This is a genomic window from Flavobacterium sp. KACC 22758 (genome assembly GCF_028736135.1).
GTDB classification, from domain to species: Bacteria; Bacteroidota; Bacteroidia; order Flavobacteriales; family Flavobacteriaceae; genus Flavobacterium; species Flavobacterium johnsoniae.
Genome location: NZ_CP117878.1, coordinates 3,905,518 through 3,929,450, shown reverse-complemented (window position 1 = coordinate 3,929,450; position 23,933 = coordinate 3,905,518). Strand labels below are relative to the sequence as shown.

The following is a 23,933-nucleotide window of genomic DNA, read 5'->3' as shown; positions in this document are numbered from 1 at the left end:
TTATTTTTTAGCTGATTTTTATTTCGAACAAATGCGGCTTTAGGTAATTTGTTATTTGGTTTTTGCCTAAAGATGCGCATTATGAACCTGACAGTTTTTTACTGTCAGGTTTTTTTATGGTTAAATAAGATCTCGCAATTATTTTAAACATCCAGATAAGGATCTAGAGTTTCTGCAAGTTTATTAAGCCAGTAAAAATTATCATCGATATTCTTTATTTCAGATTCTATAGTTTCGCATCCTCGCATAACACATAACGAAAGAGCATTATTTACTTCACGTATCATTTTTGCCATCTCTTTGCAGTCAATCTTATCAGTAAAAAAGTCATTTAATTTGGCTTCGATTTCATTTAAAGGTATTTCTGTAATCATTATCTTATTTTTTTGTGTAAATATATTAATTTTTGACACAAATTTGTGTCACAATAAAAAATATTTGTTATGACTTTTGAAATATGGATATTTCAGAAGAAACTTTTATTATAAATCTTGGAACTCACATTAGAAAGTTGCGTGAAAAAAGAGGTTTATCTCAGCAGGATTTAGCTGATGATTGTGGTATTCCTCGAAATCAAATTGGCAGAATTGAAAGAGCTAAAATAAATACAGGTATAAAAACTCTTATTAGAATTGCAAATGCTTTAGATATTGAACTTGCTGATTTGCTCAGTTTTCAAGTAAAATAATTTTTGAAGAAAAAAATCTTCTAAATCTGCAGTCTCAATAGCTATTGGGAGCGAGAAACCCTTTGCGAACTTTGCGAATACCTTCGCGTCTTTGCGGTTAAAAAACTTTCACTATTTTTGAGATCAAATACAATTGTTTCATAATGCAGAAATTCATCAGCCTAATTACTCTTCTTTTAATTTTTACAATAAGTACAGCTCAAAATAAATTCGGAAATCCAGAAGTTGATCCAATTCAAATTCAAAAAACTTTCCAAGATTGGTCTGCTTACAATAAAAAAATAATGCTTTCCAGAGATTTCACTGCTTTAGACGCATCTTCAAAAGAAATTACCAAAGAATCTTTTTTAGATCAATTGGCTAATGGAAATTTCATTCCGGTTAGATTGAAATCAGAAGCTGCTATTTACATTTATAAATTATTTAAAATTCAGCCAAAATCAGATACGAGTATAAAAGCAACAATCAATCAAATTGGTTTTGATGCTTACAAAAACTATAAAATGGAAGGAACAGCATTTCCAAAATTCTCTTTTAAAGATTTAGACGGAAATCTGGTAACCAATGAATCCATGAAAGGAAAAATTATCGTTATAAAATGCTGGTACATTCACTGCACGCCATGCATTAGAGAATTTCCGCAAGTAAACAAACTGGTTTCAGCATATAAAGACCGAAAAGATATTGTTTTTATGAGTTTGGCCGAAGATTCACCAGAACAATTAAAAACATTCTTAGCCAGAAAACCTCTCTTGTATTCTGTAATTCCAAACATGAAAGATTACATGAACGAAGCCTTACAGCTCAATTCATTTCCAACACATTTTATTTTAAACAAAGAAGGTTTGATTTCAAAAGTGCTTCCAAACTTTGAAAGTCTTGAAGTGGCGCTTGCGAAAGAAAGTAAATTGTAAGTTTTTGATTCATCGAAATGACAAGATTGCGTAACGATCAACAGCATAAAACAAAACTCTGCGCCTTGGCGACTTTGCGAGAACCTTTCAGCAGCAGCATAAAAAACCTTAGCACCTAAGCATCTTTGCAACTTAGAACCTTTTTCACTACTTTTGCACCAAATTAATTAAAAAGACATTCATGTTAACAGTCAATAATTTATCAGTTCAGTTTGGTAAAAGAATTTTATTCGACGAAGTAAATACTACGTTTACTCACGGAAATATTTACGGCGTTATTGGAGCAAATGGTGCAGGAAAATCTACTTTCTTAAAAGTGATTTCGGGCGATATTGATCCAACTTCTGGTCACATTCATTTAGAGCCGGGAAAACGTATGTCGGTTTTAAACCAGAACCACAACATGTTCGATGAGCATACTGTTTTGGAAACCGTTTTAATGGGAAATAAAGTTCTGTATGCTGTTAAAAAAGAAATGGATGAACTTTATTTAGATTATAATGATGCTAATGCAGACAGAATAGGGGAGTTACAAGTTCAGTTTGAAGAAATGAACGGATGGAACGCTGATTCTGACGCTGCAGCAATGTTGTCTAACTTAGGAATCTCAGAAGCAGATCATTATACTTTAATGGCTGATATGGAAGGAAAAATGAAAGTACGTGTTCTTTTGGCGCAGGCACTTTTTGGAAATCCTGACTTGCTGATTATGGATGAGCCTACCAACGATTTGGATTTCGAGACAATCGCCTGGTTAGAAAACTTCTTGGCAAACTACGAAAACACTGTAATCGTTGTATCTCACGACCGTCACTTTTTAGATGCGGTTTGTACACATATTTCTGATATTGATTTCGGAAAAATCAATCACTACTCAGGAAACTATACGTTCTGGTACGAGTCCAGCCAATTAGCGGCAAAACAGCGTGCACAGCAAAACAAAAAAGCAGAAGAGAAGAAACAAGAGCTGGAAGAATTTATTCGTCGTTTTAGTGCAAACGTGGCGAAATCGAAACAAGCTACTTCTCGTAAAAAGATGATTTCGAAATTAAATATTTCAGAAATTAAACCTTCAAGCCGTCGTTATCCAGCAATTATTTTCGATCAGGATCGTGAAGCCGGAGATCAGATTTTAAATGTTGAACATTTATCTGCTTCTGTAGACGGAGAAGTTCTTTTTAAAGATGTACATTTGAATATGGCAAAAGGCGACAAAATCGTTCTTTTCTCTAAAGATTCACGTGCTACAACTGCTTTCTATGAAATCTTAAACGGAGAACAAAAAGCAGATTCTGGAACTTTTGATTGGGGAATTACAACCAACCAAGCCTATTTACCAGCTGAAAACCACGATTTCTTCGAAAATGATCTAACTTTAGTAGACTGGTTACGTCAGTATGCTAAAACAGAAGAAGAACGTGATGAGGTATTTATTAGAGGTTTCTTAGGAAAAATGATTTTCTCTGGAGAAGAAGCTTTAAAAACTTCCAGAGTTTTATCTGGGGGAGAAAAAGTACGTTGTATGCTTTCTAGAATGATGATGGAGCGTGCAAACGTTTTAATGCTGGATGAGCCAACAAATCACTTAGATTTGGAGTCTATTACAGCTTTCAACAACTCATTGAAAAACTTTAAAGGTTCTGTAATCTTTACAACACATGACCACGAGTTCGCGCAGACTGTTGGTAACAGAATCGTAGAATTAACACCAAACGGAGTTATCGATCGTTATATGACATTTGACGAATATCTTGATGATGAAAAAATTCAGGAACAAAGAAAAAAGATGTACAATCTTTAATCTTTAAAAATTATAATATTAAAAATCCCAAATTCCAGATTAAACTTGGAGTTTGGGATTTTTTAATTTTTGGTTTAATTTTAAACACATAGGAACATAGTTTTGTATTGTAAATAAGACTGTAAAAGAGAAATATATTTCTCTCACATAGCTATGTTTTTGAAAAAAAGTGAAACGCCTTTCAGGAGTTTCAATCCCGATAGCTATCGGGAATGTTTCTATGGGTTTAAAAAGAAAATCCCCGCTATGAAAATAACGGGGATTTTTTTATATCTTATTTACTGCCAAAGACTTTAGCTAAAATCCAGATAACAATCGCAACGATAAAAATTACGATAAATATCCCGAATCCCATTCCGGCTTTAAAAATGTCTCCAACTAATTCGCAGCTTGTAAATGAAAACAGTATTACGAATACCATTAACAATCTTGTAATTTTATTTTGCATGATTCTGAGTTTTTAAATTTGTATATTAAAATTACTTCACGAATCAGGAAAATGTGTTATAGAATTTTTTGGAAATGTTTTAGGATTTTGATTTTAATGAAAATTATTATTTTATTTTTTTTATGGTATCAAAAATACTTTGTGGTGTAAATTCAGGAAAATCATTTATGATTTTTTGAATAACATCTTTTTTTAATGCATCCTCACGTCTGTAAATATTTAAAAACGGATATCTTGCCTTGTATATGGCTTCTAAATCATGTCCTTGAAACAAACAAAATTCTTTTGATATTTTTAAATTCCATGTATTGTTTAAAACGTATTGTAATTTGTTTTCAGAATTTAAGTTTAAATCATCTAAAATTTTATCTAATATTTTTTGAGCACCAGTTTCGGTTAATTTTCTCAATTCAGAGTAAGTAGATATTTCATTAATGCCAAAATATGAAATAGGTAGTTTGGCTTCTCTTATAAAAAGGAATCCCATTAACAAGGGGTCTAATAAGTAATTTTCAATAGCATATCTTTCTTTATTACCAAGTAATATTATTCGCTCGGTTTCTTCATTATTTGTATCCCAGTCAATTATGCCAAATACTTCTTCATTTCCATTTGTATGTAGATTAGTAACCACCTCTATTACATCTTGGCAGTTAGATCCATTTGATGTTCTTGCAGGAATGTAAATTGGTTCAGATTGAATCGTGTCAATCCTTAACAAAATATTGGTGATAAGCTCATAGTAAATGACATCATATTTGCTTTCAACAAAAACTTGTCTCCTTCTGTCAGTTGAAATTTTTAAAAAAGGGATATCTGTTGATAAAATTTCTACAGCCTTTTGAGTTGGAATTTTTATTGGAACTGAATTTCCTCTTTCCATTTGGTATATAGATATACCATCAGCTGAAATTATTGTTGTGGGAGAATGACTTGTAATTATGGCAGGTATATTTGATTCTAATACTATGTTTTGTTTGAGAATATTTACCATTTTTTTTGACATGGAAGGATGTAAAGCTGCATCAGGCTCATCAATTAATAGAAATTCAGGCTTATTAGTTATACCTTTTGCATTATAAATAGCAAGTGCTAAAGACATTAAAACTTTTTCACCTGTTGACAAGTCTTTTGATGTAATATCAATGCCTGATTTTTTATCAATTAATTTAAAATCAAAACTTGATTCAGATTTTGTTCCTTCAGGAGAGTTTACAATATAAGGGATATTAATCTCGACTAGTATTTTATTTACAAAATCCCACGGAGGTAAACCATTTTTTTGCTCAAACTCTGAATCCGAAAGCACTGTCGGAGTTTTGTAACCTAGTTCGTGATAATATCTGTTAATCCTATTATCTTCTCTTAATTTATGATAATTCTTGAAAATTAAAGCAAATTGACCTGTAAAAAAATCGTTTTGTCCCATAAATGAAACGTCAAAATTTTCAAAAATATCTTCTTCGTTTATATCTTCGACATTTTTTTTTATTCTGCTTGCTAATTCTGTGATTGGTTTGCGAGTATTGGGATCGGGTAAATGTCTGAGAATTTCTGGAATTTGAATATTTTTTTTTCCAGACATTCGTTTTGTTGCACTTTGCAAATTATTGCTAATGTTTTTGATAAATTGAGTAATTGTCGTTGGATCACATTTCTCTGTAATTTGGGGATTGAGGCCATTGAACGGTATGTAGAGTATACTTCTAATACGTTTACCTTCGACAAATACTTCGCTAATGTTTAAATCTGAAATTGCTTCCAATAAATGAGTTTTTCCACTTCCATTCAACCCAGTTAAGACTGAAAAATTTGGGATTTCAAACTCACAGGGACTAATAGATTTGTGAATTTTTCTAATTTTAATTTTTATCATATTGAAAAGTATTTTTGAATGCTGTTAAAAAACTAATTTAGGCTAAAATATATTTTTAATCTTATATTATCTACAACAGTTATATGATTTTCAATGTCTTTCATAATTAATAGATTTAATCGCATTGCTTAATAAAATTAAATCCCGATCAAATCAAAAAAATATTTCCAGCCCCAACACCCCAACAAATAAAATCAGATTCCTTATATTTGCGCAACCAAACATTACAATTACTTATGAGTCAAAAAGTATTACTTAATTCGAAAGAAGTTACTATCATACTCCATCGTTTGGCTTGTCAGTTAATCGAAAAACATCTAGATTTCTCTAATACAATTTTGGTTGGAATTCAGCCAAGAGGTGTTTTTTTAGCTGAACGTTTAAAACAAATATTAGAAAACGAATACAAAGTTCCTGAAATTTCTTTGGGATATTTGGACATCACTTTTTTTAGAGATGATTTCCGTCGTACTGATAAACCGCTTGAAGCCAATAAAACTCAAATCAATTTTATAGTCGAAGACAAAAAAGTCATTTTTATCGATGACGTTTTGTTTACCGGACGCAGCATTCGTTCTGCATTAACTGCGATTCAATCTTTTGGAAGACCATCTGAAATTGAATTATTGGTTTTAATTGACAGACGTTTCAGCCGCCATTTGCCAATTCAGCCAGATTATCGCGGTCGTCAGGTAGATGCTATTAATGGTGAAAAAGTAATTGTAAGCTGGAAAGAAAACGATGGTGAAGATGTTGTTCACCTAGTGACAAATTAGTTTGATCGGTTAACCCGTTAATTGTTTAATCGGGAAAATGAAAATGAAACGATTAAACAAATTAACGATTAAACAATAAAGCATGACAGAGAACGAAGAGTTTATTTATGAGTCAATTTTTAATCAGGTAAGAATGGGATTTCTTTCTATTGATGATATTAAAGATAACATCATGGAAGAAATTGAAGATAACGAATTTGAAGACGAAATTTCTAAAGAATGGGCTTTTGAAAAAATCGACCAGGAATACCAAAAGTTACTTGCAGAAAGTAAACAATGGAAAAGCCCAACAGATACTGAAAGGCTTATAAATGCGTTTGATGAATTATGCGGTCAGAATATCATAGCACTTCACAATGCGGGTTACACAACAAGTGACGGCGAGTATGAAGTGGTTGAGGTAGAAAGAGAACTTCGTGAAAACGATGTTACATCAGACGGGTACTGTTTTTATCACGAACAAGATTTAGCGAGAGCGATTGATCCGGAAAATCCAAGTTTGTATATCGCTTTTCAAAAAGTAGACAATTCTGATGATGCAGTGACAATCAGTGTTGGGAAAAAAGTTGCCGAAGTTTTAAGGAATAATGGTTTTGAGGTGAAGTGGGAAGAAACTGCAAAACGAAAAATTGAAATTCCCGGTTTCAAATGGCAGCACATTTATGATGATGAAGCAAGAGATCTTCAGGATTACGGTGAGGTTATAGACCGAATGACCGAATAGAGTAGCTGCTCTTTAAAGAAGCATTGAATGAAAGATATTTTTCATTCAGAATTTGACAAATAATATTAAAGAAACAAAAATGAAAGAATTAAGCGTAGATCATTTATTAGGAATAAAATATATCAATGAGAATGATATTAACCTGATTTTTGAAACGGCAGATCATTTTAAAGAAGTCATTAACCGACCAATTAAAAAAGTTCCTTCATTACGAGATATTACCATTGCCAATATTTTCTTCGAAAACAGTACCAGAACCAAACTCTCTTTCGAATTAGCGCAGAAACGTTTATCTGCTGATGTTATCAGTTTTTCTGCAGCTCAGTCATCGGTTAAAAAAGGAGAAACCCTGATTGATACTGTAAATAATATCCTTTCGATGAAAGTTGATATGGTTGTAATGCGCCACTCCAATCCCGGAGCGGCTTATTTTTTATCTAAAAATGTCAAAGCCAGTATCGTAAACGCCGGAGACGGAGCACACGAACACCCAACACAGGCTTTGTTAGACAGTTATTCTATTAGAGAAAAACTGGGCGATGTAGCCGGAAAAAAAGTAGTTATTGTAGGCGATATTCTACATTCGAGAGTTGCCTTATCTAATATATATGCTTTGCAGATGCAGGGCGCAGAAGTAAAAGTATGCGGACCAAAAACCTTGATTCCAAGATATATCGAATCGCTTGGTGTAACGGTTGAACCAAATTTACGCAAAGCTTTAGAATGGTGCGATGTTGCGAATATGCTTCGTGTACAAAACGAGCGTATGGATGTAAACTTTTTCCCGTCAACACGCGAATATGCACAGCAATACGGAGTAGACAAACCGCTTTTGGATTCTCTTGGAAAAGAAATCGTAATCATGCACCCGGGACCAATCAACAGAGGAGTAGAGATTACTTCTGAAGTGGCGGATTCTGATCATTCTGTAATCTTAAATCAGGTTGAGAATGGTGTTGCGATTAGAATGGCAGTTATTTATCTTTTGGCTTCAAAGATTCAGCAATAGTTTAATTTTCAGTCTCAGTATTCAGTGTTCAGTTTTGAAACAAGCGTCACACTGAGCGAAGTCGAAGTGCTTTTTGAAAACGATGCGTGCTTTGCAAACGTGGGCTTCGACTTCGCTCAGCCTGACAATCTGAAAACAGAATACTGAGACTGAAAACCGCGGCTGAATACTAAATACTGCGACTGAAAACTATAAAAAAACTTCGTACCTTAGCGCTCTGAAAAATCAATTTTTATATAAGCCCCACAAATTATAAAATGAAAGTAGATCAAAAAGGACATACCGTAACGATAAAAGACACGCAAGGTGATTTTAACGGCTTTGTAGAGAAAGTGACACAGCAGTTTAAAACTTTTGAAAAACACAATATTATAATCGATTTATTGTCAGATACTGAATTGACAGAAAATGATTTAAAAGTTTTTTTACCGCTTGTTAAACTTCAAAAAAAAGCAAAAAAATCGTTTGTAATCGTAGCTTCTGATCTTGATTTTAATGCTGTTTCAGATAAATTGGTTGTTGTTCCTTCTCTTTTGGAAGCACACGATATTATCGAAATGGAAGAAATTGAAAGAGATTTAGGATTTTAAAATTAGTTTAATTGTTTATTCGTTTAACTGTTTAATCGATTTGATTTAATTTTAACGATTAAACGATTTAACACATAAACGAATAAACAATAAAATTGAAATTAACCATACTTGGCTGTTATGCCGCAACTCCCAGAACGCTTACTAACCCCACTTCGCAGGTTTTAGAAATCAAGAACCGATTGTTTTTAATTGACTGCGGTGAAGGAACTCAGGTACAGCTTAGAAAAAACAAGATTAAGTTCTCAAAAATTAATCACATTTTTATTTCGCATCTTCATGGCGATCATTTATATGGATTAATAGGAACTATTTCGACTTTTTCTCTTTTGGGAAGAACTACAGATTTACATATTTACGGCCCAAAAGGAATTAAGGAATTGATTCTGCTTCAATTAAAATTGACAGAGTCCTGGACGACTTATGATTTGTTTTTTCACGAATTAGAGTCAAAAGAAAGTGAAGTTATTTTTGAAGATAAGCGTGTTATTGTGAGAACAATTCCGCTCAAACACCGCGTTTATACAAACGGTTATCTTTTTCAGGAAAAACCAGATGAAAGAAAACTAAACGTTGAAGCTGTTCAGAGTTATGATATTCATGTTGCTTATTATCAGAAAATAAAAAACGGAAGCGATATTACACTCGATAACGGAACTGTAGTTGAAAACCACAAACTTACATTTGATCCGCCTCCAGCAAAAAGTTACGCTTTTTGTTCAGACACGGTTTATAATGAAGCCGTAATTCCAATTATTCAAAACACAGATGTTTTATACCACGAATCAACGTTTTTAGAATCTGAAGCGCCATTGGCATTAAAAACTTTGCATTCAACAGCAAAAGAAGCGGCTGCTATTGCTTTAAAAGCTAATGTAAAACAATTAATTTTAGGTCATTATTCTACACGTTATGACGGAATTGAACGTTTTAAGGAAGAAGCAGAAACGGTTTTTCCAAACGTGCTTTTGGCAGATGACGGTTTGAGTTTTGAGTTATAATTTTTTAAGGTGCTAAGGTTCTGAGATACTAAGTTTCTAAGTTTTTACTCATCTGTAAATTGTCATCCTGACAAACCTGAAACTTGAAACCTGAAACAAAAAATCAACAATCTAAAATAATAAATCATGAACGATTTAAGCAATTATAGAAAGTCTTACGAGAAAAGCGAATTATTAGAAACTAATATTCCGGAAGATCCAATTAATCTTTTTAACCGCTGGTTATATGAAGTTGAAGATTTTGGCGGAAGCGGAGAAGTAAACGCCATGACGGTTTCAACAATTGGACTGGATGGATTTCCAAAGTCGCGTGTTGTTTTACTTAAAAAATTCTCAGAAGAAGGATTTATATTCTACACCAATTATAATTCTGAAAAAGGAAAAGCAATTGAAGCAAATCCTAATGTTTGTTTGTCATTTTTCTGGCAGGAAGCAGAACGTCAGGTAATTATTAAGGGTATTGCTCAGAAAACTTCTGAAATTATATCTGATAACTATTTTGATTCAAGACCTGACGGAAGTAAATTAGGCGCAATTGTTTCACATCAAAGTGAAGTGATTCCGTCGAGAACTTTTTTAGAAGAAAATTTAAAGAAGCTTGAAGCAGAATTTGAAGGCAAACCTATCCCAAGACCTGAAAACTGGGGAGGTTATTTAGTAACTCCATTGCAAGTAGAATTCTGGCAGGGAAGACCAAATAGACTGCACGATAGAATTCGTTACACAAGCCAATCTGATTTTTCATGGACGATTGAGCGCCTTTCTTCTTAATTTGTAAGATTTTTATTTTATATTTAAAAATAATAGTGTATTTCGTCGATTATTTTTGTAGTTTACCGATAAATTGAATACGTTTGACGTAAGAATTTTAAGAGCAATTTGTCACATAATATAAAGAATTTGCCCCAACATTTACTTTAGAACTTTTAACTACTGATGATTATGAAAAAGATTATGTGCGCCATGGTGTTCATTGTGATGTCAATCACAATGAACTCATGCTCTGCTGACAGCGCCGAGGGGAATGAAAATACAACAGCGACAGAACAGGTAGTTACAAGTTATAATTACAATGCTTCTGAACTGGAGACTATGCAGTTAATAAATGAATACCGAGTAAGTATTGGTTTAAATGCATTAGAAAAAAACAATCACATTTCTTATAAATGCGAAGAGCATAACAAATACATGATTAGCAATAATGTTGTGAATCATAATGACTTTACGTCTCGTTCTGACAATCTTATCAATGTACTGGGGGCTAAAAAAGTAGGAGAGAATGTGGCTTACAATTATAAGACTTCTGAGGCAGCACTAAAAGCATGGCTTGAAAGTCCTGGACATAAAGAAAATATTGAAGGTAATTATACACATTTCGGGATTTCGGTTACAACTGATGCATCCGGAAAAAAATACTACACGAATATTTTCGTGAAAATTTAAAAGAGAAACGTTTGAACTGGTTGGTTAGTTGTCGTTGTGATTCCTGATTTGCAACGACCGTTTTTTTTAATAAAAGCTGTCTTTATAGACAGCTTTTATTTTTTTTAGTCAGTTTTTCTAAGTTACAATGCGGTTATAATAAATTCGCTTCGTCTGTTCATTTGGTGTTCTTCTTCCGTGCAGTTAACGCCGTCTGAACATTGATTAACTAATTGAGTTTCGCCATAACCTTTTCCGGTTAAACGGTTTTTGTCAACTCCGTTTTGAATGAGCCAGTTTATGGTTGATTTTGCTCTTCTGTCAGACAAAGCTTCGTTATATTGATGAGAAGCCCTGCTGTCTGTATGTGAACGAATATCGAGTTTCATTGTTGGATTTTGATTCAATACATCTAATATTTTTTCTAAATCTAAAGCCGCTTCGGTACGAATATTCGATTTATCTAAATCAAAATAAATCATTTTAATGCCAAAACATTTTCCTAAATCATCGCCCACAGCAACTTTGCAGACAGATTTATCGAGTGCAATAGGAAGATTGGTTTTTCCATTTGTTTTTGCAATTGTTATGTCAACTTCTTTTGTTGCATAATCAGGTTTTTCTGCTCTTACACTATAGGTTTTTCCACATTCTACAGCAAAACTATATTGTCCGGCTGTATTTGAAACAGTAGAATTTTTAATTTTTTGATTTTCATATAAAGTAACTTTAGAACCCGGAAGTACAACGCCGTTTTCAGAATCTGTAATAACTCCGTATAATTCCTGCAGGCATTTTAATCTTTTGGTTTCTAGAAATTTGTAAATATCATCAGAACCCATTCCGCCGTCTTTATTAGAACTGAAATAACCTTGTCTCGAAACCGGATCAATGATGTAAGCAAAATCATCTTTTGGAGAATTGATGTCATTTCCTAAATTTTGAATATCGCTTACTGTTCCGTTTTCTTCAATCTGTCCCACAAAAACATCCAGACCTCCAAGTCCGGGATGACCATCTGAAGCAAAATAGATTTCATTTTCGCTGGTTACATACGGAAAGGTTTCTTTTCCTTCGGTATTAATGGGTTTTCCGAGATTTTGCGGTGTTCCAAAACTTCCGTCACTGTTTATACTTACTTTATAAATGTCAGACTGTCCTATACTTCCCGGCATATCGGATGCGAAATATAATGTTTTTTCATCTGGGCTTAACGCAGGATGCGCAGTACTGTAATTATCACTTGTAAATGGAAGAGCTGTAATTTTTGTCCATTTTCCGTTTTCCAGAGTCGCTTTATAAAGTTTTATTAAAGTGATTTTATTGTCATCTTTTCCTTTTTTACCATCTATATAATTGTTTCGGGTAAAATAAACCGTGTTTCCATCTTTAGTAAAAACAGGTGTCGATTCGTGAAATTTGGTATTTAAAGCAGTTTTAAATTTATCTGGTTTTACTGCTGCGCTGTTTTGCGGGTCGATATTGGCACTATAAATATTGGTGTAATATTCGCCTGTCCATTTATGTCTTCTCTGCGAAAAATTTCCAGTATCTCTGGCAGAAGCAAAATAGATTTTATTATTGTAAACAAAACTTCCATAATCAGAATATTTAGAGTTAATTCCTGCATCTTCAATTTTATAACGTCCAGAATTTGCTTTAATCTCATCAAGATAATTGACATCTTCTTTGTAGAGTTTTCCTCTTGAATCATTTTTGTATTTAGCATTGAATTCATTCATAATTTTATTCGCCTTATCGGTCTGTCCTGTAGACCTTAATGACTGTGCATATCTGTAATAGTATTCGGCTTCGGGAGAGATATTGATGGCAAACAATTCTCCGTACCATTTTGCGGCGCTTTCAAACTCGGAATTGAAATAATAAGAATTTCCAAGTTTTTTAAACAAATCTTCAGATTTATAGCCTTTGCCGGCAACCCTCTCATAAGTTTTTATAGCGTCGATATACGCATAACCGTCGTATTTTTTATCGGCTGAGTTCAGCTTTGACTGCTGAGAATAACCATAAAAAACATTTAGAATTATTAAGCAGAGAAGTCTATAATTTTTCATAATACTTATTTTTTAGAAGAAACGAGGAGTTGTCATTTTACCATTGTTTTTGAAGAATTCGTAACGCAGGAATATTTCATGCGATCCTGAATTATAATTATTTAGGTTTGTGGTTTCGCGGTCGTATCCATATCCTATATAAAGTCCGTCGGTGATTTGAAATCCTGCCATAGCGCTTAGAGAAGCACTCCATCTGTAAGCAACACCCAAAACAAGTTTGTCAATAAACATAAAGTTGGCAGAAACATCAACTTGCAGCGGTGCTCCTTCAACCATTTTGGTTAAAACTGCGGGTTTGAATTTGATATATTGTAATTTATCCAAATCAAAAACATAGCCTGCCATTAAATAATAATTGATTTTGTCTTTGTAAATAGCAATGTCGTTATCACTATATCTATTAGTTTCGATGAAATTAGGAACTGATAAACCTATATAGGCTTTATCTGAATGCCAGTAAACTCCGGCTCCCACATTTGGACTAAATTTGTTGTTTAAATCCTGAAACTGTGGATCTCCTTGTTCTGACGGATTTAATTTATTGACATCGAGATTGAATATATTAGCAGTTCCTTTGATACCAAAAGACAGTTTAAAATTGGCAGAAGTCTGAACAGTATACGATATATCTGCAGATATATTGTTCTCGTTTGTTGGTCCTATTTTATCATTTACAAGTGAAAGGCCGACTCCCAAATTGCTGTTGTTAATTGGAGTGTTGATAGAAAAACTGCTTGTTTCTGGAGCGCCGTCAAGTCCTATCCATTGTGTGCGGTATAAACCAAAAATACTTAGAGCGCCTCTGGATCCTGCATAAGCGGGATTTATATTAATCGTATTGTACATATATTGCGTAAACTGTGCATCTTGCTGTGCATAACCCGCAATGGTTACAAACATAATGACGAAAAAAAATAATTTTGTTCTCATAATAGATGTGTATTGTTTAGTGAATATGTAATGCGCTATACTTCGTGCGCTGTATAACGCATTACTTTTTTGTTTCTATTTAGACAGATATAAATACCCTTCTTTTTTGTTATTCTGAATAACATTGTTTCCGTCTACTGATTTATAAGTCACGATATAGAAATAGGTTCCGGTTGGAAGACCTTCAGATTGTCTTATAGTAGTTCTTCCTCTCGAAGTACCGTCAAACGCATTGGTTGTATTATTGTAGTTGTGAGTTTCAAATACTAATATTCCCCAGCGGTTATAAATTTCTACATTGTTTTCAGGATAACAAGTTAAATCTCCAATACCGTCGATTACAAAAACATCATTTTTTCCATCACCGTTTGGTGAAAAAGCATTGTGTACTAAGATGTTTTCGCATGCCAATACTTTACAGTCGTCGTTTACTTCCATAGTAAGAAGAATGCTTCTTGGGCAATTCTCATCGGAAATTTTATATTCAAATTGATAATTGCCAAGTGCTAAACCATGCGCATTTAGTATATTTCCCTGTAATGCTCTGGTATCGTTTGTGTCGAACCAGGTTCCTGTTATTGGTGTTCCTTCTGGTAATAAATTAGACAAGTTCAATAAGGTTGTATCATCGTTACAGGCCTCACTCGTAATGTTTGATGTGCCATTTGGCGCAACAGTAATAGTAACAACTGCAGTGTCGCAGTTTTCGGCACTTAACTTATCGCAAATGCGATACATGTATGTGTAAGTTCCAGCAGGTGTTAAACTAGATACATTTACATTTCCAGAAGCGTCTATTGTTATATTAGGATCTGTTTTTGCGTTATTGTTTCCACTCAATAATGTAAAGTTTACCAATTGTAATGTTGCAGGAAGCTGTCCTTTTAAGTCATTACTTAAAACATTTCCAACTAAACCAAACGTATTGCATCCAATATTGGCATAATTATCATCGTTAGCATTTACCGGAGAATTAAGAATGGTTACTGTTACGACTGCTGTATCGCAATTTCCTGCATCGGCTTTTTCACAGATTTGATACGTTAAAGTGTAAGTGCCGCCCGGAGCATTCGCCGCTACATCAACAGAACCGTCAGGATTTAGCGTTAAAACTCCTTTTGGATCTGGTGTTACAGTTGTCAGCGTAATATCATTTAAATTAATAGGACTATTATTTAATGAGTCGTTATTTAATACATTGATGATATTAGTAACTCCTGCCGGACCAGTAATAGGCTGAGGCGTATCATCATTTGCAAGAATTGCAAATGTTGGTCTGGCTGTACAAAACGGATCTGCCGGCGGATAACTAACAGTAATAGTTTCACTTGGATTTACAGATATCGTTAGGTTAACCGTTGGGCGTAACGATTCGAAACCATCTGATGCCTGAATCCATTTATTGTTTTCGAAAACCCAGCCTGGCCAGTCTATACCTTTTCCGTTTTCATCAACCACAGCTCCCGGCCATAAAACTCTGCCTGAAAGTGCCAGATTGGTCATAGTAGTTACTACTGTATTTTGAGCATTTGCCCACGCAATTGTTACCCCGTTTACTGGTGTAAAATTCACAGGAGTTACTACGTAATCAAGGTAAGGAACATCATTTACACAAATCGATGCTGCTGTAACAGTCATAACCGGAGCTTCTATTGTAACCGTAACTGTTGCAGTATCACAATTTGAAGTTTCATCGGCTTCGCAAATTTGGTATACCAAGGTTAAAGTTCCAGCCGGTGCATTTGGCAGTACATCAACAGAACCATCAGGATTTAGTTGTAAAAACTCATTTGGTGTTACGGTTGTAATAACGACATCAGAAGGAGTTACAATTACACCTTCGAGCGTATCATTTGTTAAAACATTCAATACGTTATGTGTAACATTATTTACACCAGCAACTGGCTCGGCGCTGTCATCATTAGCAGCAATATCTAAGTAGGTTTTACAGCTTACGCCAAAATCAAGATCTAAATGAACTAAATCTTCTGGTGTAACTGCTGCGATTAAACTGCTGGCACTAGTTGTAGAACAAATAGTATGCAATTGTGCTTTACCGGTTTTACCAGTTATTTTTTTGTCAGCCAAAGCAGGAATTGTTTTTACAAGTCCGGTTGCTCCTAATGCCGCTGCAACAGCGTCAAAATTGGCATCTTTTACTAACTTGACAGTATAATCTCCATACGGATTTGCGGTTTCCGGACGATCTCTCCAAAATCCCTGAATTCCAACAATAACTTCTTCATGATAGCCGTTTGGTCCGTCAATTATAATATTCGGACTAAGAGCATTTCCAAAACCTCCTGCGTTTAATTCGCCCACATTCGAAGGTCCTTGATAACTTCCGTCACCATTAAAATCAATCCATTCCCAAAGGCTATAATCGATTGCTCCGTTTCCGTCAGGAATATTTTTGGTTACGATTCCGTCATTATTAGCATCATACCATTCATCCTGAATTCCGTTGCTGTTTACGTCATACCAAACATAATCTCCCAGAACTGGCAAAGTGGATGATCCGTATTCGAAATCATGTTTTTGAATGATACAATCTTGAAGTGTAGTAAAGAACAAACTAGAATCTATCGGATACAATTGATAAGCGCTGTTTAAATTGGCATCCTGAACCTGAACTAAATAATTTCCTGCAGGCATTCCAGAAAAGCTGTAACTTCCGTCTTGTCCTGTTAGTTTTAGCAATACCGGATCAGTAGTTGGACTTTGCGGAATTAAAGTAACAGGTACATTTGCAATTCCGGTATGAGTGTCAACATTGATAATGCGGCCAGAAATTTTTACAGTATATTCAGGCTGTGTAATGACAACCGTTGCGCTTGCTGTACAATTTTGAGTTTCACTTACAGGAGATGCTGCAGTAAGGGTATAAGTGCCAGCTGGTAAATTCGTGTTTCCTACCACTTCGTTTTTATCATTTCTAATGATAACTGTCGATCCAGGACTATTGGTTACTGAAATTGAACCGTCGCTTCCGCCAAAACAGCTTGTATTTGTGGCAATACCGCTTACAGAAACTTTGTTTTCAACAGTAAAAGTTTGAACCAATTCAGTTTTATTGCCTGCACAATCAGACAATGTATACGTTCTGGTTAAAATATACGGAGTTCCTTCGCAGCCGCTTCCTTCGTTGTTAGTATCAGAGACTGTAACCGTAACATTTCCGCTGCAATTATCAGCCGCGTCTTTAATATCAGAAGGATTTCCCGCAGGAATTTGTGTAGTGCTTTGTAAATCTGCAATATTTGAAGGAGCAGTTCCTGTTGGCGCTGTAGTATCTCTTACTGTTATTATTTGGGTATGTGAAACTACATTATTGCTGCAATCACTGGTTTTCCATGTGCGAGTGAGAGTATAATTTGAACCGCATTCGTTTTGAATATCACTTTTTGTCTCCGTAAACACGATTGGTAAATTGCCGTTGCAATTATCAACAGCTTCCATATTGGCTGGTTCTGGAACAGCGTCACAAGAAACTGTAATGTTGCCGGGAAGTTCTCCTGTAAATACTGGAGCTGTTGTATCCTGAATTGTAATCACCTGAGTGAAAGTTTCAGAAGTGTTGCCGCAATCGTCTTTTACAGTCCAAGTGTTAGTATAAGTTCCTGCATTTCCGCACCCTTGTGAAGCTGTAAACTGTCCGCTTACTTTAGTAATATTGGTTACATCAGCATCGCATAAATCTGAAGCTGTTGGAAATAAGGCTTGCGCTGAAGCCAAAGCCTCTGAGTTGCTGCATTCAATAGTTTGGTTTAAAGAACCTGCTTGAGTTGTCCAGGTTGGAGCAGTTGTATCCTGAATTGTAATCACTTGAGTAAAAGTTTCAGAAGTGTTGCCGCAATCGTCTTTTACAGTCCAAGTGTTAGTATAAGTTCCTGCATTTCCGCACCCTTGTGAAGCTGTAAACTGTCCGCTTACTTTAGTAATATTGGTTACATCAGCATCGCATAAATCTGAAGCTGTTGGAAATAAGGCTTGCGCTGAAGCCAAAGCTTCTGAGTTGCTGCATTCAATAGTTTGGTTTAAAGAACCTGCCTGAGTTGTCCAGGTTGGAGCAGTTGTATCCTGAATTGTAATCACTTGAGTAAAAGTTTCAGAAGTGTTGCCACAATCGTCTTTAACGGTCCAAGTGTTAGTGTAAGTTCCTGCATTTCCGCACCCTTGCGAAGCTGTAAACTGTCCGCTTACTTTAGTAATATTGGTTACATCAGCATCGCATGAATCTGAAGCTGTTGGAAATAAGGCTTGCGCCGAAGCCAAAGCTTCTGAGTTGCTGCATTCAATAGTTTGGTTTAAAGAACCTGCCTGAGTTGTCCAAGTCGGCGCAGTAGTATCTTCAATAGTGATTACCTGAGTAAATAAAGTTGAGGTGTTATTGCAGATGTCTTTTGCAGTCCAAGTATTAGTATACGTTCCAGAGTTGGCACAGTTTCCTGCTGAAAAAGCACCGCTTGTTTTGGTATACGTTACGGTTCCGCCGCAATTATCTGCTGCAGTCGGCGCTTGGTTTTGAGCTGTCACTAATCCTGCAGTATCACTGCATTGTAAAGTGATATTTAATGCATTTGCCTGAGTTGTCCAAGTTGGTGCAGTAGTATCTTGGATTGTAATTACCTGAGTAAATACGGTTGAAGTATTATTGCAGATGTCTTTTGCAGTCCAGGTATTAGTATATGTTCCAGAATTAGCACAGCTTCCTGCTGAAAAAGCACCGCTTGTTTTGGTATATGTAACAGTTCCTCCGCAGTTATCAGTAGCAGTCGGCGCTTGGTTTTGAGCCGTTGCCAATCCTGCTGTATCACTGCATTGTAAAGTAACATTTAATGCATTTGCCTGAGTTGTCCAAGTCGGTGCAGTAGTATCTTCAATAGTTATTACCTGAGTAAATACAGTTGAAGTATTATTACAGATATCTTTTGCAGTCCAGGTATTAGTATACGTTCCAGAATTAGCACAGGTTCCAACAGTAAAAGCACCGCTTGTTTTGGTATACGTCACGGTTCCTCCGCAGTTATCCATTGCAGTTGGCGCTTGGTTTTGAGCTGTCACTAATCCTGCAGTATCACTGCATTGCAGAGTAACATTTAATGCATTTGAAGCTGTAGTCCAAGTCGGCGCAGTAGTATCTTCAATAGTTATTACCTGAGTAAATACAGTTGAAGTATTATTACAGATATCTTTTGCAGTCCAGGTATTAGTATACGTTCCAGAATTAGAACAGGTACCTGCTGAAAAAGCACCGCTTGTTTTGGTATACGTAACGGTTCCTCCGCAGTTATCCATTGCAGTTGGCGCTTGGTTTTGAGCTGTCACTAATCCTGCAGTATCACTGCATTGCAGAGTAACATTTAATGCATTTGAAGCTGTAGTCCAAGTCGGCGCAGTAGTATCTTGAATCGTAATTACCTGAGTAAATACAGTTGAAGTATTATTACAGATATCTTTTGCAGTCCAGGTGTTAGTATACGTTCCAGAATTAGAACAGGTACCTGCTGTAAAAGCACCGCTTGTTTTAGTATACGTTACAGTTCCGCCACAGTTATCCGTTGCAGTCGGCGCTTGGTTTTGAGCCGTTGCCAGTCCTGCTGTATCACTGCATTGTAAAGTAACATTTAATGCATTTGAAGCTGTAGTCCAAGTTGGTGCAGTAGTATCTTGGATTGTAATTACCTGAGTAAATACAGTTGAGGTGTTATTACAGATATCTTTTGCAGTCCAGGTGTTAGTATACGTTCCAGAATTAGCACAGGTTCCTGCTGAAAAAGCACCACTTGTTTTAGTATACGTCACGGTTCCGCCGCAATTATCAGCTGCAGTCGGCGCTTGGTTTTGAGCTGTCGCTAATCCTGCTGTATCACTGCATTGCAAAGTAACATTTAATGCATTTGTCTGAGTTGTCCAAGTCGGCGCAGTAGTATCTTGAATTGTAATTACCTGAGTAAATACAGTTGAGGTATTATTGCAGATATCTTTTGCGATCCAAGTATTGGTGTATGTTCCAGAATTAGCACAGCTTCCTGCTGAAAAAGCACCGCTCGTTTTGGTATACGTAATAGCTCCGCCACAGTTATCTGCTGCAGTCGGTGCTTGGTTTTGAGCTGTTGCCAATCCTGCACTATCACTGCATTGCAATGTAACATTTAATACATTTGAAGCTGTCGTCCAAGTCGGTGCAGTAGTATCTTGAATCGTAATTACCTGAGTAAATACAGTTGAAGTATTATTACAGATATCTTTTGCAGTCCAAGTGTTAGTATAAGTTCCGGAATTGGCACAGCCTCCTGCTGAAAAAGCGCCGCTTGTTTTGGTATACGTTACGGTTCCGCCGCAATTATCAGCTGCAGTCGGCGCTTGGTTTTGAGCTGTTGCCAATCCTGCTGTATCACTGCATTGTAAAGTGATATTTAAAGCATTTGAAGCTGTAGTCCAAGTTGGTGCAGTAGTATCCTGAATTGTAATTGTCTGTACAGCTGTAACATTTCCACAGCCAGTAGTAACTTTAAATGTTCGGGTTACTATTGTTGGACATGTTCCTGATGCACTATCAGAGTAGGATATCGTGTAACTTCCAATTGAAGAACTGTTAGACAATGATCCGCCGGCGGTGTTTAATTGTGCAAGAGTAATATTACTGCTGGCTGTACTATACGGAAGTCCGGTTATTGCTGCTGTGCTGCATCCAGAAATATTTGCATTTGCAGGCGCGATAAGCGCAGCAGCCGGACTTATTGAAACAGTAGAATCTGCTGAAGTTAATTCACAATTCGTAGTCCCATTTTTCACCTTTACTTTATAAACCCCGCTCGCAGTTACTGTAAGGGTAGAAGAAGTTTGTCCCGGTAATACAGCATTGTCTTTATACCAAACATAGGTTGGAGAAGAAGCGTTTGTAGAAGCTGTCAAAGTTGTAGATCCGCATGCTGTTAAAACACCCGTGATTACGGGTGCACACGGAACAAAATAACTTGGACTGCTGATCGCCTTTGAATCATTAACACAGGACGAATTTTGATAATTCAAAGTAGAAGTGCTTACAGTTTGATTGCCGCAGGCACTTCCCGTTGGAGTCAGCTGATACGTTAAAGAAATAGTTTCAGAGTTTAAAAAATCAGTATTCCATGTAATAACTTGTCCAGATAACGAAGCTGTTCCTTTTGTTGATGTTATTCCTCCAATAGTAAAACCGGGAATAATAGTTTCTTTTGCAATTAGACTTTGGGCAATCCATGAAATCTGAGTAGCAATCTGATTGTAGATTGCAGTCAAATTAGCACCGCTTTGTGTAATGTATGCGGCGCTTCCCTGAATATTGTCCAGAGTATACTTAGCAATATTCTGATCGCTGTTGTTAGTGTTAATATTACCGCTGATACCGCCAAAAAGGCCTACAGAAAAAACCTGATTGTTATAAACAACACTGGATTTTGTAGTTGTTTTGGCATTTGTTGCCGCATTTATAGCATCGGTAACACATTGCGATGTTTTACTCACATTACAGTTTGTATTACCACTAGTGCCTGTTACGTTTGTAACTCCATCAGTCAGTAAAATTATAGCTCTTGCAGTGCTGCAGTCAAATCGGCCGTTAGTTTCCAATTCAGTTTCAGATCTCACAATTCCAGCATAAATGTTGGTAGAATTAGTGGCCTGCAAAGCATTAATCTGATTTGTTATCTGTGTTACACCTGTTGCATTCAAATAAGTTAAACCTATTTTTAGGCTGGCAGTTGTACTGTAAGCAACAATTGCAATTCGGTTCTGCGGATTTGCTTTTGCCTGATTTAGAAATGCCAATGCGGCATCTTTAGCATAATCCATCGAGGTTTTAAAATCTCCCGAAATAGTATTACCCATACTTCCGGATATGTCAATAGCCAGAACTACATCTGAATTTCGGGTAATTGGGTTTGCGCCTGTAATATCAACTTTAACATCAATAATACCGCAATTGCCAGCATTTGCCGTTACAGTTTTGTTTGTTGTTATCGTTTGTGCTAAACCTATCGATGATGTCAGAAGAAATAATACAACAAATTGTATTTTTTTTATATCTCGTAAAAAATTGTTTAAAAAAAGTAATTGTTTTTCCATTTTAAATCATTTTAAGGGTATACTTGATATATCTTGTTTAATCATTAACCGGATTAATGATGTAAGTATGTAAAACAGCATCAACTGAATAGTTGCTGCAATTTTTTGAAGCAGCGGTAATCTTATTGCAAGACCATTTTTGTGTCGAAGTACCGGCAGGAATTGTAACGTGGATATAAAAATTTACAGATTCACCTGCGCTTAGCGTTATTTCACTTAGAGAGTTTCTTTCAGAATTAATAAAATCAGTATTGATTATGACATTTCCAGCTGTAGAACTTCCGTCTGTATTTGTACAAGAAGCATTTATATTCTTAGAACTTAAAACAAAAGTGTCTGCAGAAGAACTGTTGTTGGTAAGAACCATTGAGTAATACGTTCCATCGAGAGGAGTGCTCCTGATATTGCCATTATTTTCAACAATCAAAGATGCGCTGCACGAACCCGATTGAGCAAATGAAATTGTTGTAATTAAAAGAAAAAGTACAGTCAATAAATTTTTCTTAAAAATATTTTTGAAAGAAAAAATGAACTTACAATTATTAACAAATTTCACCGCTTTTTTAAGATTAGTTGTAGTTCTCATAATTTAGGATTTTTGTTAGTGGTATTTCTTAAATTTTAAACAGAATCAAAATTATATGAGAGTTTTTCTAATTAAATTTTTTTATCTGTAACTAACCTAAAAACTCGTTCAACTACTCTTTTTTTATCAAAAATTGACTCAAAAAAATATTTTTTTAACTTATTTGATAAAAATTTTAGATTGATTTTTCTTTCATTTTTAATGAAAATGATGCAATTTGGTTTTGTTTAAATAATTAATAATCAAGTATTTAGTTAATTTATTGTTGATTTGCAAAAATCGACCAAATGTACATTTCGACGGATGAAGTACATTATTTTGAAAATGGACAATTTCAATTTTTTGGATTGTTAAAGTTTTGCGGATAATTCATACTTGTTAAAATTTCACCAGAATGTTAACAGAATTAAAAAAAAGAGTAGTATTAAAATATCTTTTGTAAATTAGAACTTCAATAAAATTGCAGTAGTTTTCTGCGGTTTTTAAACCCTTTGTTTATGAAAAATTTAATTTTAATACGTCATGCAAAATCAAGTTGGGAAGCACCTTTAAAAGATTTCGACAGACCTTTGCAAAAAAGAGGAATCTTAGATGCGCATGAAGTTTCTACTCATATTTCAAAATACCTTCCTAAAACCTATATAGTATGGAGCAGTACTGCTGCACGTGCCTCAGAAACAGCTTTAATCTTTGCTCAAAACATTTCATATCCTATAGACAGCATAGTTTACAGAGATGATTTGTATACTTTTGATGAAAGACAGCTCGAAAAGGTTATTAAATCTTGTGATAATAGTTTCGAAAGCGTTATTCTTTTCGGACATAACGAGGCTATTACAAATTTTGTTAATAAATTTGGAGATGTTTTTATTGATAATGTTCCAACTTCCGGCTTTGTATCACTGCAATTTGATTCAGACAGCTGGGACACAATCGATAAAGGCAAAACCAATAAAACTATATTCCCCAAAGACTTAAAATAATTAC

18 protein-coding genes are annotated in these 23,933 nt (G+C 35.1%); 11 read left to right on the top strand and 7 right to left on the bottom strand.

Translation table 11 applies throughout. From position 1 onward, the window contains the following. Positions 1 to 143 precede the first annotated feature (143 nt). The gene (locus tag PQ462_RS16365; RefSeq protein WP_274250803.1) at positions 144 to 374 is read right to left on the bottom strand and encodes a hypothetical protein; all 231 of its coding nucleotides are present in this window, start codon (positions 372 to 374) and stop codon (positions 144 to 146) included. Positions 375 to 457: 83 nt separating this feature from the next. Between PQ462_RS16365 and PQ462_RS16360 the strand changes: the two genes are divergently transcribed. From PQ462_RS16360 to PQ462_RS16350, 3 genes are all read left to right on the top strand, one after another. Continuing rightward, positions 458 to 688, top strand: coding sequence for a helix-turn-helix domain-containing protein (locus tag PQ462_RS16360; protein WP_012026517.1), 231 nt, complete (start codon positions 458 to 460; stop codon positions 686 to 688). A 143-nt stretch (positions 689 to 831) separates the two neighbouring features. After that, positions 832 to 1,602 (top strand): TlpA family protein disulfide reductase, encoded by a 771-nt coding sequence (locus PQ462_RS16355; protein ID WP_274250802.1) that lies wholly within the window; start codon positions 832 to 834, stop codon positions 1,600 to 1,602. Positions 1,603 to 1,783: 181 nt separating this feature from the next. Beyond that, entirely contained in the window at positions 1,784 to 3,403 is a 1,620-nt protein-coding gene (locus tag PQ462_RS16350; protein WP_121360622.1) for an ABC-F family ATP-binding cassette domain-containing protein, read from the top strand. A 274-nt stretch (positions 3,404 to 3,677) separates the two neighbouring features. Here PQ462_RS16350 and PQ462_RS16345 read toward each other — a convergent pair whose 3' ends face one another. Both PQ462_RS16345 and PQ462_RS16340 read right to left on the bottom strand, forming a co-directional pair. Beyond that, positions 3,678 to 3,851 (bottom strand): hypothetical protein, encoded by a 174-nt coding sequence (locus PQ462_RS16345; protein ID WP_165768445.1) that lies wholly within the window; start codon positions 3,849 to 3,851, stop codon positions 3,678 to 3,680. Positions 3,852 to 3,957: 106 nt separating this feature from the next. Next, on the bottom strand, positions 3,958 to 5,727 hold the full coding sequence (locus PQ462_RS16340) for an AAA family ATPase (RefSeq protein WP_274250801.1): 1,770 nt from the start codon (positions 5,725 to 5,727) through the stop codon (positions 3,958 to 3,960). Positions 5,728 to 5,963: 236 nt separating this feature from the next. Between PQ462_RS16340 and pyrR the strand changes: the two genes are divergently transcribed. From pyrR to PQ462_RS16305, 7 genes are all read left to right on the top strand, one after another. Then, positions 5,964 to 6,503 carry a bifunctional pyr operon transcriptional regulator/uracil phosphoribosyltransferase PyrR gene (pyrR, locus tag PQ462_RS16335; RefSeq protein WP_012026512.1) on the top strand — a complete coding sequence of 180 codons (540 nt, stop codon included), beginning with the start codon at positions 5,964 to 5,966 and terminating at the stop codon, positions 6,501 to 6,503. A gap of 82 nt (positions 6,504 to 6,585) precedes the next feature. After that, positions 6,586 to 7,227 carry a DUF6891 domain-containing protein gene (locus PQ462_RS16330; RefSeq protein ID WP_274250800.1) on the top strand — a complete coding sequence of 214 codons (642 nt, stop codon included), beginning with the start codon at positions 6,586 to 6,588 and terminating at the stop codon, positions 7,225 to 7,227. A 79-nt stretch (positions 7,228 to 7,306) separates the two neighbouring features. Then, positions 7,307 to 8,236 (top strand): aspartate carbamoyltransferase catalytic subunit, encoded by a 930-nt coding sequence (locus tag PQ462_RS16325; protein WP_111365953.1) that lies wholly within the window; start codon positions 7,307 to 7,309, stop codon positions 8,234 to 8,236. Between the two features lie 257 nt (positions 8,237 to 8,493). Beyond that, a complete protein-coding gene (locus PQ462_RS16320) occupies positions 8,494 to 8,826 on the top strand; it encodes a ribonuclease Z (RefSeq protein ID WP_149206691.1) in 333 nt (110 codons plus the stop codon). Positions 8,827 to 8,921: 95 nt separating this feature from the next. Further along, positions 8,922 to 9,827, top strand: a complete 906-nt coding sequence (locus PQ462_RS16315) for a ribonuclease Z (RefSeq protein WP_274250799.1) — start codon at positions 8,922 to 8,924, stop codon at positions 9,825 to 9,827. 126 nt (positions 9,828 to 9,953) lie between these two features. Further along, complete coding sequence (gene pdxH, locus PQ462_RS16310) at positions 9,954 to 10,598, top strand: pyridoxamine 5'-phosphate oxidase (protein ID WP_274250798.1); 645 nt, start codon at positions 9,954 to 9,956, stop codon at positions 10,596 to 10,598. Between the two features lie 171 nt (positions 10,599 to 10,769). Then, entirely contained in the window at positions 10,770 to 11,270 is a 501-nt protein-coding gene (locus tag PQ462_RS16305) for a CAP domain-containing protein (protein ID WP_274250797.1), read from the top strand. A 122-nt stretch (positions 11,271 to 11,392) separates the two neighbouring features. Here the strand turns inward: PQ462_RS16305 and PQ462_RS16300 are convergent, their stop codons facing one another. The 4 genes from PQ462_RS16300 to PQ462_RS16285 all read right to left on the bottom strand — a co-directional run bounded on the left by PQ462_RS16300 (position 11,393) and on the right by PQ462_RS16285 (position 22,946). Then, positions 11,393 to 13,324, bottom strand: coding sequence for an OmpA family protein (locus PQ462_RS16300; protein WP_274250795.1), 1,932 nt, complete (start codon positions 13,322 to 13,324; stop codon positions 11,393 to 11,395). A 12-nt stretch (positions 13,325 to 13,336) separates the two neighbouring features. Beyond that, positions 13,337 to 14,254, bottom strand: coding sequence for a PorP/SprF family type IX secretion system membrane protein (locus tag PQ462_RS16295; RefSeq protein ID WP_073408350.1), 918 nt, complete (start codon positions 14,252 to 14,254; stop codon positions 13,337 to 13,339). A 75-nt stretch (positions 14,255 to 14,329) separates the two neighbouring features. Next, positions 14,330 to 22,360, bottom strand: a complete 8,031-nt coding sequence (locus tag PQ462_RS16290) for an HYR-like domain-containing protein (protein WP_274250794.1) — start codon at positions 22,358 to 22,360, stop codon at positions 14,330 to 14,332. 37 nt (positions 22,361 to 22,397) lie between these two features. Next, on the bottom strand, positions 22,398 to 22,946 hold the full coding sequence (locus PQ462_RS16285; protein WP_274250793.1) for a hypothetical protein: 549 nt from the start codon (positions 22,944 to 22,946) through the stop codon (positions 22,398 to 22,400). Positions 22,947 to 23,443: 497 nt separating this feature from the next. Between PQ462_RS16285 and PQ462_RS16280 the strand changes: the two genes are divergently transcribed. After that, positions 23,444 to 23,929, top strand: coding sequence for a SixA phosphatase family protein (locus PQ462_RS16280; RefSeq protein ID WP_012026501.1), 486 nt, complete (start codon positions 23,444 to 23,446; stop codon positions 23,927 to 23,929). The last annotated feature ends 4 nt before the right edge of the window (positions 23,930 to 23,933 follow it).

What these genes read in the sequence shown, in the direction of transcription:
- PQ462_RS16340 (WP_274250801.1), bottom strand. Translation starts at nt 5,727, where the DNA reads ATGATAAAAATTAAAATTAGAAAAATTCACAAATCTATTAGTCCCTGT.
- PQ462_RS16365 (WP_274250803.1), bottom strand. Translation starts at nt 374, where the DNA reads ATGATTACAGAAATACCTTTAAATGAAATCGAAGCCAAATTAAATGAC.
- PQ462_RS16300 (WP_274250795.1), bottom strand. Translation starts at nt 13,324, where the DNA reads ATGAAAAATTATAGACTTCTCTGCTTAATAATTCTAAATGTTTTTTAT.
- PQ462_RS16325 (WP_111365953.1), top strand. Translation starts at nt 7,307, where the DNA reads ATGAAAGAATTAAGCGTAGATCATTTATTAGGAATAAAATATATCAAT.
- PQ462_RS16295 (WP_073408350.1), bottom strand. Translation starts at nt 14,254, where the DNA reads ATGAGAACAAAATTATTTTTTTTCGTCATTATGTTTGTAACCATTGCG.
- PQ462_RS16285 (WP_274250793.1), bottom strand. Translation starts at nt 22,946, where the DNA reads ATGAGAACTACAACTAATCTTAAAAAAGCGGTGAAATTTGTTAATAAT.
- pyrR (WP_012026512.1), top strand. Translation starts at nt 5,964, where the DNA reads ATGAGTCAAAAAGTATTACTTAATTCGAAAGAAGTTACTATCATACTC.
- PQ462_RS16305 (WP_274250797.1), top strand. Translation starts at nt 10,770, where the DNA reads ATGAAAAAGATTATGTGCGCCATGGTGTTCATTGTGATGTCAATCACA.
- PQ462_RS16360 (WP_012026517.1), top strand. Translation starts at nt 458, where the DNA reads ATGGATATTTCAGAAGAAACTTTTATTATAAATCTTGGAACTCACATT.
- PQ462_RS16355 (WP_274250802.1), top strand. Translation starts at nt 832, where the DNA reads ATGCAGAAATTCATCAGCCTAATTACTCTTCTTTTAATTTTTACAATA.
- PQ462_RS16350 (WP_121360622.1), top strand. Translation starts at nt 1,784, where the DNA reads ATGTTAACAGTCAATAATTTATCAGTTCAGTTTGGTAAAAGAATTTTA.
- PQ462_RS16320 (WP_149206691.1), top strand. Translation starts at nt 8,494, where the DNA reads ATGAAAGTAGATCAAAAAGGACATACCGTAACGATAAAAGACACGCAA.
- PQ462_RS16290 (WP_274250794.1), bottom strand. Translation starts at nt 22,360, where the DNA reads ATGGAAAAACAATTACTTTTTTTAAACAATTTTTTACGAGATATAAAA.
- PQ462_RS16330 (WP_274250800.1), top strand. Translation starts at nt 6,586, where the DNA reads ATGACAGAGAACGAAGAGTTTATTTATGAGTCAATTTTTAATCAGGTA.
- PQ462_RS16280 (WP_012026501.1), top strand. Translation starts at nt 23,444, where the DNA reads ATGAAAAATTTAATTTTAATACGTCATGCAAAATCAAGTTGGGAAGCA.
- pdxH (WP_274250798.1), top strand. Translation starts at nt 9,954, where the DNA reads ATGAACGATTTAAGCAATTATAGAAAGTCTTACGAGAAAAGCGAATTA.
- PQ462_RS16345 (WP_165768445.1), bottom strand. Translation starts at nt 3,851, where the DNA reads ATGCAAAATAAAATTACAAGATTGTTAATGGTATTCGTAATACTGTTT.